The sequence below is a fragment of the Sorangiineae bacterium MSr11954 genome, from assembly GCA_037157815.1.
Lineage (GTDB): Bacteria > Myxococcota_A > Polyangia > Polyangiales > Polyangiaceae > Pendulispora > Pendulispora albinea.
On record CP089984.1, the window covers coordinates 643,125 to 656,568 of the forward strand.

Below are 13,444 nucleotides of genomic sequence, written 5' to 3' on the forward strand. Positions count from 1 at the left end.
ACGGAGACGTCATGAGGCAACACCCGATTCGAACATGCACCGCGGCGACCCTGCTCGCGGGCGCTGCGTTTGCACTCTTTTCATGCGCCCGGGGACCCGCTCCGAGCGCTCCGAGCGCCCCCGCCAGCGACGCCCGCGCAGGATCGGCGGCCGCGCACGATGGGCCGCCGGCCGAGGGCGCTGGGGCCGCGCATGTTGCGCGCCTTCGTGCGCTCCTCGAGCGCGAGTGGGACTACGAGCTCGAGCACACCCCGACCTACGCCTCCGTGATCGGCGATCGCCGCTGGAACGATCGCTGGGAGGACCTGAGCTTGTCGGCCATCGACGCGATCGACCGGCACGATCGGGCGGTGCTCTCGGAGCTCGCGACCATCGACCGCGCGCTCCTGCCTGCGGAGGAGCAAATCGATTACGACCTCTTCACGCGCGATTGCGTGACGTGGACGAAGGAGCACGAGCTCGCGCTGCACCTGCTCCCGACCAGCCAAATGGCGAGCCTCCCCGAGTACGTGCGCGCGCTCACCGGGGTCCAGGTCGCCTATCAGCTCGCCGGCACCTTGCGGTTCGAGACGAGCAAAGATTATCGCGATTGGACCGCCCGCATGCAGCGCTTCCCCGCATACGTGGATCAGACCATGGCGCTCATGCGGGAGGGCGTGCGCCGGCGGCTCGTTCACCCGCGGATCGTCTTGCAGCGCATCCCGGCGCAGCTCGATCCGCAGCTCGTGGACGACCCCACGAAGAGCGGCTTTTATGCGCCGTTCAAGCGGTTCCCCGCGCAGGTGGCGGCGGCGGAGCAGCAGCGGCTCTCGGCGGACGCGCGCGCGGCCATCGCCGATGGCGTCGTCCCCGCGCTCCGGCGCTTTCGTCAATTCCTCGTCTCCGAATACATTCCGGCGGCGCCCGAGCAAGTCGGTATTTGGCAAATGCCGAACGGGCCCGCGATGTATACGTTCCTCGCGCGCAAGTTCACCACCACGGATCGGACCCCCGACGCGCTGCACGAGCTCGGGCTCTCCGAGGTTCGGGCCCTCCGCGCCAAAATGGAGGCCGTGAAGGAGAAGGCGGGCTTCCGCGGCGCGCTCCCGGACTTCTTCCGCTTTCTCCGCACCGATCCGCGGTTCTACGATCGCACGGGCGACGAGCTCCTCCTGCGCTACCGCGGCGTCGCCAAGCGGATCGACCCGCTCCTGGTGAAGCTCTTCAAAACGTTGCCCAGGCAACCTTACGGCGTCGAGCCCACGCCGGAGGCCATGGCGCCGGACACCCCCACCGGCTTTTACTATCCCGGCGCACCGGACGGCTCGCGCGCCGGCACGTACCTGGTGAACCTCTATCGACCCGAGACGCGCCCGCGCTGGGAGATGATCCCGCTCACCTTGCACGAGGCCGTGCCCGGGCACCATTTCCAAGTATCGCTCGCGGCCGAGCAGGGCCACGTATCCAAATTTCGCCGGTATGGCTACTACGTGGCCTTCGGCGAAGGGTGGGCGCTCTACAGTGAGACCTTGGGCTACGAGCTGGGGTTGTACGAGGACCCCTACGACGCGTTCGGCCAGCTGGCGTACGAGACGTGGCGCGCGGTTCGTCTGGTGGTGGACACCGGGCTCCACGCTAAAAAATGGACGCGCCAGCAAGCCATCGACTACTTCATGGAAAACGCACCGCGGCAGAAGCTCGATGTCGTCAACGAGGTCGATCGCTACATCGCCATGCCGGGGCAGGCCCTCGGCTACAAGGTCGGGCAGCTCGCCATCCGCGATCTGCGCTCCCGCGCCGAGCGCGCCTTGGGCGATCGCTTCGACGTTCGTGCGTTTCACGATGTCGTGCTCCTGGCCGGCTCCCTGCCGCTGGACGTCCTCGAGCAGCGGGTGGACGCCTGGATCCGCGAGCGGCGGTGACCGTGGTCACTCCAGCTCGAGCAACGTGGCGCAGTGCGCGACGCAATCGCTGTCGCGTTGATTGCGGCAAATCGTCCGGAGGAGGTTGATCTCCTCACGCGTAATGAGCCCGCTTTTGGCCCTCGCCTGGAGGAGGGCCCTCGCTCTGTCCGCGTCGTTGAGCATGATCGCACGCACCTGGTCCGCGACGCTCCCGTTCGGGCTCGTCGCCGCTTTCGACGTCGACGCCGTCGTCGATGACGATGGCGTAGACGGCGTGCTCGACGCGGACGTTGCGGATGGAAGCGAAGGACCCGCCTTGTCGAGGAGCTTGATGCTCGCTTGCATCGCCGTATCGGATTTCGTCCCCACGGAGGGCCGAGGCTCGAGGGACTTGGGGCTCGCCTGGGTTCCCGCGTCGGCCGCAGGTTTCTTCGCGCCGCCCGCGCCGCCCGGTGGGCTCGCCGCATCCGGTGCGCTCGTCGTTGCGCCCGCGTCCAGGTGCATGGGGCCGGCGGGTTGCGATTCGGATTCTCCGGACGGCACCCCCGGCGCGTCGCCCGTGCGCGACGAGACGGAAGGCGATGTGCGGGCCGGATCGTGCCCGTCGTAGTGCCCGACGGCGCGCCAATTTTGGACGACGAGGGCGGAGCCGAGCAAGGCGAGCGTGGTGCTTCCGACCCAGAGCCATCGCCTTCGGTTCGGCCGAAAGTTGGGCAGCGACGCGGGCGGCACCTCGGTGGCGGGCGACGACGTGGTCGTTGGCTGATTGGCGGGGGCGCTCTCCGGGCCGGCCATATGCCAGTGGAGCTCCTCGAGCGTCATCTTCATCGTATCGAGTTGAATGGGCTTGCTGTCCTTTTCGGGGGCGGGCGCCGTCGCGGAGCGTTCGACCTCGGCCACCAGGACCTGGCGATCGGCCAGCACGGGCCCCACGACCGACTCCACCCATTGGGCGACCTTCATCGACGACGCCACATCGATGCACGCGTCGATGTCCTCGGCCATCGCGCGCGCGGTGGGATAGCGCTCGTCCGGCTCGCGCGCGACGGCTCGTTGAACGATGCGGTCGACCTCGGGCGGCACCAATGGATTGCGCGCGCTCGGCGGGGCCACGTGCGCCGACAGCACCGCTTCGATGAGCTGCACCTCGCTCTGGCCGCGGAAGAGTCGCCGGCCCGTGAGCATTTCCCAGAGCAGGACCCCGGCGGCATAAACGTCCGATTGGCGCGTGGCCGAACCGCGGATCTGCTCGGGCGCCATATATGGGATCTTCCCTTTGAGGCGGCCGTGTCGCGTGGTCTCCAGGAGTCGCTTTCGTGCCTTCGCCACACCGAAGTCGAGCACGCGGGCCACGCCATCGATGCCGACCAGCACATTCTGAGGCGAGACATCGCGGTGCACGATGGAGAGCGGCTGTCCCTCCTCGTCTTTGGCCTCGTGCGCCGCGTGCAAGCCGTTCAAGACCCCGATGAGGATCGACAAGCTCACGGGGACCGGCATGATTTGATTGTTCGTGCGGCACGCCCGAAGCAGCCCGCCCACCGATTCACCGTGCACGTATTCCATGACGATGAAATGCTCGTCCTCCGTGGCGACGACATCCAACGTGGGCACGACATTGGGGTGCCGGATCCGTGCGGCCAAATGAGCTTCGTCGACGAAGCTCGAAGCAAACTCCGGATCGCGCGCCAAATGCGGGTGGAGTCGTTTGATGGCGACGGTGCGGCCAAAGCCTGCGACCCCGATCATACGACCCAGGTAAACACTCGCCATTCCGCCCGACGCAAGCTCGATGACGAGTGAATAGCGTCCAAGTTGGGGCAGTTCCCGCATGTGGTGCGAGCGTAGAATAGCAAACATGGTTGCGCGCGCATGAAAGCTTTCGAAAAACGGCCACGGCTCGGCTGCGCCCGACGTTCGTTATTCGTTGCACATAGGAGTTTATTTACCTATGCGCACCTTGGGCTCATTGCGCGCAGCGCTGTTGTTATCACAACGCTCCGTAGACGTCTGTATCGCATCGCTCGATGACTACGTTGTCATGGCGCCGAAACATGATTGGATCGCCAAGGCATCGGCAGCGCCGAGAGCGCTGCCACCGATGGGCCTTACGAATTTTCAATTTTGTTTAGGCCAAACGATGGCCAATTCACTCTGCACGCGCTGGCGTCATTCGATCCATGGCCGCATCGATTCACATCGGCAGCGGCGCCTTGAGGCGCAGGATCCAGATGCGCGAGCGATCGTTCGCGTTGACGATGCCAAAGTCGTTGTCGTTGGCGATGGCCACCGTGGTGCGATTGAGGATCGCGAGCCCTTCGAGCTTGTCGGGTGCGGGGGCGCCCGCGGGCGGGGCGGTGATGAAGGAGGGCACGTCGGCGCTGGTGAAGACCTCGATCGTCGCGGCGGCCGCGATCCCGAGGGCCGCGACGCCGTCCTTCTCCGGCGTCAGATCGTTTTCGCCCTTCGATGGATTGCCCACCAGGTTGGTGGCGGCCGAAAAATCGGCGACCACCAGCTTCAAGAGGCCGGTGCCTCGCTCGAGGAGCAAGAGCTTCGTCGCGCTGATCCAAGCTCCGGCGTTGAAGAAGACATTCGGCTGTTTGCTCGTCCCCGGGAAGCTGGCCAGCGGCTGGTGAAGCACGATGAAGTGCCCGCCCACGGTGGCCGTCGCCGGATCGTCGAAGTGGTCGATGCGGATCACCCGATTGACCAGCGAGCTCCCGTACGTGCCCTCGGGCCCCATCGGCGTCTGCATGATGAGGAAGGCGGTGTGCCCATCCGGCGATACGGCGAGCCCCTCGAGCCCCTTGTTCACGCGCCGGTTCGTAAGGACGCCCGGCAAAATGGAGGCGATCCGGTAGCCCGCATCCGGCAGCGACACGCCCGCGGGGACATAGCGCACCTTCACCTTGCCCGTGGTCCCATCGAGGATCCCCGCGCTCGGCGAATACTCGTCGACGAACGCCAGATCGCCGTTTGGAAGGCGCTTGATATCCTCCGTATCGAGCCCGCCCTGACGATACGGAAGCGGCGCCGAGGCATCCGCGCGCTCATAGCCCACGTCATCGGCCGAACGGTTCGGCAGACCGGTGACCGGCGCGTTCGTATCGTTTACGATGGGTAGGACCTTATCGATGGCGATGGTGCCCGCACCTTCGACCAAGTGAACGCGAACCGCCGCCGGCGTAAACGGCGGAAGGGGGAAAATCTTGGAACCGCTCGGCCCATCGGCGTTCGGTCCACGATCCGTGATCATCCAAAACGATCCGGGGCAGCCGCCCACATAGTCGAGGCCGGAGCCCGGCGCGGGGTTGTCGACGGTCCCCGCACCATTGTCGAGCGCTTTGGTGAGATCGTGCTGCGTGAGGTACGGGTTCAGGGCTTTGAGCGAGGTGGCCGGCAACGCATAAATGCCCAGCACACGCGCCGTTCCATCCGACTTCTCGTCATATGTGCACCCTGCATCCAATGCTGGCGCATCCGCCTCTGCGCCAGCGTCGCTCGCGACGCTCGAATCCCGCACCGAAGCATCGCCGCCGCCTACCGGGCCCACCGTATCGTCGCTGCTGCACGCGGCGAACACGCTGCTTCCGACCACGAGCCCACACATCACGAAAAGGGTGCCACGCATAGCGGCCTACGTAGCAAATCCATGCTCCCCGTCGGTGACGTTCTGGTGACGGTTGATGGGGCGGGGCTGGGCATCCAGCTCGCTAATCGCGCTTGCCGCGGGTGCTGCTCTTGCCGCGGGTGCCGCTCTTGCCGCGCAGGTTGTACCGGTCGGCGAGCCCGCGACGCTTGGCGAGGAGCTTTTCGAGGTGGTGATCGGCACAGAGCTCGAGCCGGGGGTGTTTGCCGGCCGCATTGTGGCTCTGGGTCCACAGCATCGCATTGCTCGTAAACGTGCCGCTCGTCACGACCACCATCACATGCGCGTGCGAGGCTCGCCAGAGGCTCATTTTGGCGCATGCCTTTGCGAGCTCGCGCTCCCCGATCGATTTGGCCGGCCAGTGCCGAAATTGAATGATCACCCGTTCGTAGATGGTCCCCACCAGCGGATCGTCGCGCCTGCGCGTGGCCGAGAGAGTGCGCGAGAGGCCCCGCGCGTTCGTGTGCGTCAACCATTGGACGTCCTCGTAACCTCCCACATCGGTGACTAGCTCGACGAAGAGCTCCCCGAAATCCGTGGCCTTGATGGAATGCCAAGCGAGCGTCATTTCATGAGCCTCTCAAATTTTTAATTTCGAATCTTTCGTCGAGCGTCTGCGCGCGATGTGGCGCACGATGAATCGTCGAGCGCAGCGCGCTGCACGCTCCACGAGATAAAGGTTCGAGGTTCTCGACCGCGCGATTGGCCTTGTTCAACACTCGCGGGTTGCCGCACCATCGAGCTGCACATCGCACCTTACCGCTTGCCATGCCATTTCGCGAACGTCCGACTCGAGGCGGCGAAAAAAACTCGAGCGACACGTTGCATCCTGCCAATTGCAGCAACGCGCCCAGCACGTTCGACCTGAGACGACGATAAAACTCTCCGGCTCGAGGGAGTCCCCCTTCTCCGTCCTTCATGCCGCTCCCTTCCCTTGAAAGCGACACTCACCACCCTGGTTTCTTCCACGATTCCGATGCGCTCTTCGCTCTGTCGACTTCACACTCCGTCCCGGCCCCGGGCTGCATGACAGGATCGCCCGGTCGCACCGGGCAAAGTATGAAAATTAGAACGTTTGGATTCACGACCACAGAATCAAGACCACGCCTCTCTGTCAACAACCATCATCGGCGAACCATCGCTCGCCGTGACAAAAGGCTCTTTCGGTCGCGCGATTCGATCCGTGCTTCGATTTCTGAACCGGTCAGAATATTTGGCGGATGGCGAGAATACATCCTCGCGACGATGTGAGGATTGCAGCATTCGATCGATGGCTAGCTCCTCCATGCTCCTATCGCGCAGCACGCGAACGGATGTGGCGAAATCGGCTGGAGGTCCTCGAGTACTCCCGTATGGCGTCTGGACCGGATGGTCGCGTGTGGCGTTGGGAGATTGGCGATTGCGCGGCGGTGCACGTACCCAATGCCGATGCGAATTGGTATCATCGTGCATTTTCTGACGCGTTCAGGCTCGCACGCAGTTACTTCGAACTGCGCGCGGCCTCGACGAGTGTCAGCTTCCAGCCCGGTATGGCCGTGGTGGCCGACTTGGTGTCGAGGTGGCTCGCGAGCTGGTACAGCCGCTGGGCATCGGGGAGCGCGACGCTGAAGCGGTCGCGGAGGAAATAGGGTGGGATGGCCTGGTAATGCAACTTGGCGCGCACGCGCGCGTGGCCGGCGGCGGCGGCGAGGGGAACGCGGTAGGTGATGACATCGCAGCCGCATGCGGCCGAGCCATCCATGGGGTAATCGGGATCGCCCTCGATGCCGTGTGGCTCGAGGCCGTCGGGGACCTCGCCGTTTTCCAGGGTGGGGCCGAAGTTGGACCTCCAGCCGGCGGGCAAAAGTCGATTGTCCTTCACCGAATCGTAAATACCGAGAAAGCTCGTGGTGAGCTTGCCGTCGGAGTCGGCCGTGCGCTCTTCGTAGATTTGGGCTTGGTCTTCGCGCGTGATGAGCTGATGGTGCGGCTCGTACGTGGGGCCGAGCTCGACGGCGAGCACTTTGTTGGAGTGGTCCACCAAGGCGCCTGCGCCGTTGGTGCGGCCCGATGCCCACAACGTGGCGCCGGTCGCGTCTTCGAGCGCCACCTCCAGGATGGCGCGGCGGAAGGCGACGCCCGAGGGGAGCTTGTGGCCGGCCTTGTTGGTGACGGTCACCGTAAACTGGAGCGCGTCGCCGCGAACGGCGGGGGCTCCGATTTGGAGGGTCGCGGCCGTGTCGGCGAAGGCCCGGCCCGTCGCGAGCGCGGTGGCCATTTGAAGGCGCGTTGGCTCGCCGTATTGGTTCGACATGTAATCGTAGTCGGCGAGGCCGAGCACGCGCGGCGCCTGCGCGAACATGCTCAAGGTGAAAAGATTGATACCGTTCATTTGGTGGCGTGCGAAAGGTGCGCGCTCGACCAGGTCGACGCCTGCGTGCAAATCGGGGACGCCTGCCAAGCTCGCCGTTGGAAATTGGGAGTCTTCGACGCTCGCCATTTTCTTTTGAAGGGGGCGGCCGTGGAACTCTTGCGGCATATGGCAGTCTTGGCAGCGCGTGGGGGTGGCGCCGTCGTGGCCTTCGTCGGTGACGAAGGGATCGTTCTTGCGATAAACGCTGTCGCGCCACTCGAGGAAGGTCGCTTGTTCATAGCGCTGGCGCACGTCGGTGCAGGAGCCGACTCGTCGAACGGGGAGGCGCACGGTGTGGCACGAGCCGCAGAGCGCGGAGCTCTTGATGACCGCATCGCGGCCGTCGTGCCCGGCGGGGGTCTTTCCCATCGCGCGCTCCATGGGATTGACCCGGACGTCGGACGAAAAAGGGCCGATGACGTCCCCGGGGGCCGTGGGCGTCCATTGGCCCGTGTAGCTCGCGGGCTTTCCCAAGTCCTTGCCGCTGATTTGATGGCAGATGGTGCACGTGACCCCGTCGCGCGCGAGGCCTCCGTAGGGGCCGTCGGGATCGTCGGGGAGCGCGTACACCATGCCGTGCTCGAATTGGCGCGACGGATGGTCCAAATGGATTTGACGCTGGCCCGCGGCGCCGTGGCATCGATAACAAAGATCGGTAATGTCTTTGGCGCAGCTGGCGCGGTGATCGGCCTCCCACGCGCGCTGCGCGCGAAAGACGGGATCGCGCCCGGCGAGGCCCATGAGTGAGACGGACCATTCTCCATAGGGCGAGATATCGGCATAACGGGGTTTGCCCGGCTCGAGCTCGCCGTCGGGGGCCAGCATCGAGCTGCCGCTGCTCGGGCCCTTGGCGATGTGCGCGACGCCCGAGTGGCAACCCCAACATGCGTTCGACGTCAGAAACGTATCGGGTTTGCGCGCGCTCGGCTTCGGGATCACGTGATCGAAGAAGCGCGGCACGTCTTCGTAGGGCGCCTGTTCGTTCGGCGAGATGCCGTAGAGCGCCACGAAGTCCGGATCGGCGCTGCCGAGCGCGTGCGCCATGGCGTCGCGGTCTGGGTGCGGGGCGATGAAGGTCGAGGCGGGCGTGTTCTTGTAGGCTTCGTATCCGTAATTGGGGTTTTGTGCGTCTCGTTGTCGCCAGAGGCGGCGGAAGTCGTAAATGGTTTGCGACGCCTCGTGCACGCCGCCGGTCTTCTCCGGGAGGTGCGCCGTTTGCGCAAAGGTCAGATCGCGTTGCGAGGCGTGGCAGCGCAGGCACGGCTGGCCGAAGCCGCTCGAGGGACGGCAATCATCGAGCCGCAAGGTCTCGGGCGAGCTCCACGACAGATTCGGCTTGCTGCATTTCGCCTCGCCGTGGCGGCCTTCCTCTTGGGAAATTTCGCCCCAGAACCAGCCATCGCGCGCGTCCCGGGCCCGCCGAACCATCGGTTGCCACGCGACGAATTTGAAGACGCCGCCATGCTCCTTCGCCTCGCCCAGAGGCTTGTAGCGTTCTTTGACGAGGATGGCGCGCTCGGGCACCTCACCTTCCGGACGGCCGCGTGAGAGCCACGCGATGACCTCGGGCGAATACCAAACGCGTACCCAGCCGTGGGTATCTCCTTCCGCTTCGGTGCCACTGAGGTGAACGCCATCTTCGCCGCCCCATCCCGGTTGGCGGTAACACTGCGCTACGACGAACGCGCGCACCCGTTCGGTGAGGCCGGCCTCGAGCCGCAGCCGCGGATCCTCGAACGAGGCGGGAGGTCGCGAGGCGATGATGGTCTCCGCGTCCTCGAACAGCGCGGCCCGCAGGCGGGCGCACTCTTCCGCGCTACCGAGCTCGTAGCCCGGCTCGTAGTCGCTCGGGCGGTGGCATGTCGAAAGGAGCAAAAAGCAGGGTAGGCCCAAGAGCCAGCGCGATGTCATCGATCCGGTCCCCCGTCCCATGTCGGATGATGGATGGCGGTTCGCGCGTGTCGACCAAAGCAGGACGCGCCTGCGCCAGAAGACGAGTGCCGCTCTCGGCCGGCGCGCCGCCGCATCCGCTCGGTGCGGGCAACCCGGGGGCGCCCCATATCCTAGGTTGGCCGGAAGCGGGTGTCCTCTACTCGAGCGACAGGACACGGACCCGACCTATGCATACCATGGATAACCATGTCCGTTTCGAAACTATGGCGTTTGTTTGCGTCGTTGGCGTTCGTGGGGGCGGGTTATATAGGGTGCACGTGCACGCCGCCGCCGAACAACACGCCACCGTCGGGCGGGACTTGCATCAACCCCGCGCAGGAGCCCATCAAGTGGGCATTCGTGGATCGGACCTGCGGGTGCGCGCCGGGCGATGCCAAGTGCGGATACGAAGCGCGTATGATGCGGTGTTTCAAATCGGCGGAGGTGCCGCAGTTCGATTGCGCGAACCTCCCGCCGATCCATCGGGCCAAAGACGATTTGGGAAATTCATGGGAGGTCCTTGATTTGGAATCGCTTCGATTGCAGCGCGAGACGGGATTGCGGCTGCGGGACTGTATGCAGAAGTTGAACGACGACCCTGCCAACAACGTGTGTCCGACCGGCTCCTCCGGGAAGACGCCGGTGGCGGGGCATTTCTTGAATCGGTGCGAGAGCGCGGCCCCCATGGCCGCCCCGCGGTCGGCCTCGTTCGGGCCCGACGGCGGCGGGCAGCTCCCGCACGAGTGCGGCGGAAACGATTGCCTCCTGCCGAGCAACGTGTGGCACGAGTGCGGCGGAAACGACTGCTGCGGGCCGGAGACGCAGCCGCAAACGAAGTAAGTCCGTTTACGGACACCGCAGCGGCAGCCCCTCGATCTTCTTCGTGGCCGTACGGAAGATCGGGCCCGGCTCCGCCGCTGCGGTGGCCACGCCGAGGTCGTCCACGCCGGGGCAGAGCAGCGCGAAATCCGTGGGGCCTTCGCCCGTGGTCACATCGAAATCCAGCGGTGTTCCTGCGCCGTGCAGGTTGATGGATTTGCCGCCCTGCAAGAGCTGGAACGCCTCGAAGATCTTGGTGGGGCCCACCTCGATGGGCTCCCCCGGAGGGATCAACCGGCTCATGCCCCGCGCCAGGTTTCGCCCCGTGATCGGTTGATCGCCGATGGCGTAAACCGCATAGGCGAGGAGATAGACCGCGTCGTACACGGCCCCCGGCGCCTCGGAGGGGGACACCTTCGGCGTGAATGTCTCGTTGTAGTGCAAGGCCAGCTTGGCGTTGGCCGGGGTGGCCTTCGGGGGGCTCACGCCGATGAAGCGGCGGCGGCGCTCCGCGTTCTTGCCGAGGAACTCGAAGAAGTCCGAGCCGAACATGCTGGTCATCACATAGCGGGGGCGAAAATGAGCCGCCGCGGGCCACTTCGTCTCGAAGGGGACGAGCACGGTCTTGGTGTTGGGATCGAAGCCGGGGCTGACGATGACGTGCGGCCGAAAACCGAGGAGCGCCTCCACCACGGATTCATCCGGGATCGGATTGGCATCGCTCGGGTTCGTGTAGAGCACCTCCCGGTAGTTCGCGCCGTTCTCGACCGCGCTCTTGCCGTTGAAGCGGAGCGCGTCGAGCAAGGCGTCGGAGCGACTGAGCCCCGTGGCGTTGCGCACGCGAAGGTGCGCGACCCGCATGGGTTCCCCATCGCGGAGCACGCGTGATGCGCGAAGCTCGGGCTCGAGCACGTCGGCCACCACCGCGCTGACCGGCAGCACGATGGCCGCCGTGTTGAACGTCGTGCGCCACACCAAGCGCGGCTCGCCGGGGGGATGCGGGATGGTCGTGATGAGCGCGCTGCGGTTTTGCGTCGCGGCCGCGAGGACGCCGTTTGGGATGAAGAGCTCCGTGGCGAGGTCGATGACCTCCTGGCTCGAGCTGAAACCGAGCACCGCGGGCACGTGCAGATCGATCAGGTGGCGCGCGACCCTCTTTGGCTCCACGGCGTCGTCGCACGCGATGAGGCCGATGGGCCGCGCGGGCTGGCCGGGCAAGGGCGAGGGGATGCCGCGCGCGATCTGCACGAAGTCGCGCCGCGCGAGATCGGCGGCGCGGGCGCTCTCGAGGCCCCAGCTCGAGGCGAGCTTTCCGGTCATGGGGAACATGGTCCCGAACCAGATCGTCGCGTCGTTCTCCACGTCGCCCTTTTCGGCGAGGACCGTGCAGCCCGGCGCCTCGAGCGAGACGCACTTCCCATCCGGTTTGCGGCAGACGAAGCTCGCGCCACCGTGCTTTTGCGCGCACTCGACGTTGTGCATGCACTCCAGCGGCTGCGCATCGGTGGTCATGGGGGCCGACTCCGCGGGGCGGGAGAACACACGGCTCGCGAGGCCGCTGCCCAGCGCGCCGATGGCGGCCACCAGCCCGGTGGCGATGGCCCAGCGAGGCCAGCGCCGCAGGCGCAACGTTCGCGTCTCGTGGGGCCGCGTCAGGGCCACGCGCGGATCGGTTCGCGTGCTGGTGCTGGTGCGGCCCGCGGGATCGGGGGTGTCGATGGCGATGACCGGGAGCTCCGGTCCGTGGCCGAGCACGGGGAGGACGTCGAGCGAGTCCTCGGAGGTGCGCGCGAGGAGCGCATCGATTTGCGCTTTGTCGGCGGCGCGGCGTTCGCCGAAGAGATCGCGCATGGCGTGGGCGAGCTCCGCGGGGCCCACGTCGCCCCAGAGCGCGCGGCGCTCCTCGGCGATGGCGTTTCGCAGCTCCTCGGCGGTGGCGAATCGGGCGGCGGGATCCACGGCCAGCGCCTTCATGCAAATGGCGTCGAGCGACGCGGGGACGTCGCCCCGGACCGTGCGCGGAGGGTCGATTTCGCCGCGATCGAGCTTGTGGAACAGGAGCGGCTCGGGGACGTCGGCCCAGAGGCGCTGGCCGGTGAGGCACTGCCAGAGCATGACGCCCACGGAGAAGATATCGGCCCGCCGGTCGACCTGCCGCCGCGCCGCTTGCTCGGGCGCCATGTAGGTCAGCTTGCCTTTGATGACGCCGGTCGAGGTGTCATGCGACGAGATGGCGGCCTTGGCGATCCCGAAGTCGAGCAGCTTGACCGCGCCCTCGTAGGTGACGACCACGTTGTGCGGCGAGACATCGCGGTGCACGATCGCCAGAGGGCGCGCGTGCGCGTCGGTGAGCTCGTGCGCATAGTGGAGGCCGGCGAGGATCTCCTCGAGTACGAAGAGGGCGACGCCGCACGGGAGCTCGCGCTTCGTTTCGGTGGCGGCGCGGGTCACCGCTTCGAACGATTGGCCCTCGAGGTACTCCATTTCGAGGAAGTAATGGCGCGACTCGAAGCCGACGTCCCAGGTGCGGACGATGTTCGGATGATCGAGGCGAATGGCCAGGTGCGACTCGTCGAGGAAGCCTTGCAAGAACCGCAGATGCGACGCCAGCTCGGGGCGCAGATGTTTGACCACGACCAGCGCCGGTCGATCCGCGGCCTGCTCGCGGCGGGTGGCCAGGTACACGGTCCCCATGCCGCCGCGCCCGAGCTCGACCAGCAGGCGGTGTTTGCGGTTCCGAGGTCGCCCCTCCGATTGACTCATGCC

At 66.0% G+C, this 13,444-nt stretch carries 7 protein-coding genes; 2 read left to right on the forward strand and 5 right to left on the reverse strand.

Annotated elements, in window-relative coordinates; all coding sequences use genetic code 11:
* Positions 1–11 precede the first annotated feature (11 nt).
* Positions 12–1,901: a DUF885 domain-containing protein gene (locus LZC94_02675; protein ID WXB16186.1), complete on the forward strand. Its 1,890-nt coding sequence runs from the start codon at positions 12–14 to the stop codon at positions 1,899–1,901.
* A gap of 6 nt (positions 1,902–1,907) precedes the next feature.
* Here the strand turns inward: LZC94_02675 and LZC94_02680 are convergent, their stop codons facing one another.
* The 4 genes from LZC94_02680 to LZC94_02695 form a co-directional block, all read right to left on the reverse strand.
* Positions 1,908–3,716, reverse strand: a complete 1,809-nt coding sequence (locus LZC94_02680; GenBank protein ID WXB16187.1) for a protein kinase — start codon at positions 3,714–3,716, stop codon at positions 1,908–1,910.
* A gap of 361 nt (positions 3,717–4,077) precedes the next feature.
* Entirely contained in the window at positions 4,078–5,517 is a 1,440-nt protein-coding gene (locus LZC94_02685) for an esterase-like activity of phytase family protein (protein ID WXB16188.1), read from the reverse strand.
* Between the two features lie 82 nt (positions 5,518–5,599).
* Positions 5,600–6,103 carry a restriction endonuclease gene (locus LZC94_02690; GenBank protein ID WXB16189.1) on the reverse strand — a complete coding sequence of 168 codons (504 nt, stop codon included), beginning with the start codon at positions 6,101–6,103 and terminating at the stop codon, positions 5,600–5,602.
* 912 nt (positions 6,104–7,015) lie between these two features.
* Entirely contained in the window at positions 7,016–9,838 is a 2,823-nt protein-coding gene (locus tag LZC94_02695; GenBank protein ID WXB16190.1) for a hypothetical protein, read from the reverse strand.
* Positions 9,839–10,066: 228 nt separating this feature from the next.
* On the opposite strand from LZC94_02695, the gene LZC94_02700 reads away from it, so the two are divergent.
* Complete coding sequence (locus LZC94_02700; protein ID WXB16191.1) at positions 10,067–10,699, forward strand: hypothetical protein; 633 nt, start codon at positions 10,067–10,069, stop codon at positions 10,697–10,699.
* Positions 10,700–10,705: 6 nt separating this feature from the next.
* Here the strand turns inward: LZC94_02700 and LZC94_02705 are convergent, their stop codons facing one another.
* Positions 10,706–13,441: a bifunctional serine/threonine-protein kinase/ABC transporter substrate-binding protein gene (locus LZC94_02705; protein WXB16192.1), complete on the reverse strand. Its 2,736-nt coding sequence runs from the start codon at positions 13,439–13,441 to the stop codon at positions 10,706–10,708.
* Positions 13,442–13,444: the final 3 nt, after the last annotated feature.

Bases quoted from the DNA above. Each gene is read 5' to 3' on its own strand.
- LZC94_02675 (WXB16186.1), top strand. From the start codon at position 12: ATGAGGCAACACCCGATTCGAACATGCACCGCGGCGACCCTGCTCGCG.
- LZC94_02680 (WXB16187.1), bottom strand. From the start codon at position 3,716: ATGCGGGAACTGCCCCAACTTGGACGCTATTCACTCGTCATCGAGCTT.
- LZC94_02685 (WXB16188.1), bottom strand. From the start codon at position 5,517: ATGCGTGGCACCCTTTTCGTGATGTGTGGGCTCGTGGTCGGAAGCAGC.
- LZC94_02690 (WXB16189.1), bottom strand. From the start codon at position 6,103: ATGACGCTCGCTTGGCATTCCATCAAGGCCACGGATTTCGGGGAGCTC.
- LZC94_02695 (WXB16190.1), bottom strand. From the start codon at position 9,838: ATGACATCGCGCTGGCTCTTGGGCCTACCCTGCTTTTTGCTCCTTTCG.
- LZC94_02700 (WXB16191.1), top strand. From the start codon at position 10,067: ATGTCCGTTTCGAAACTATGGCGTTTGTTTGCGTCGTTGGCGTTCGTG.
- LZC94_02705 (WXB16192.1), bottom strand. From the start codon at position 13,441: ATGAGTCAATCGGAGGGGCGACCTCGGAACCGCAAACACCGCCTGCTG.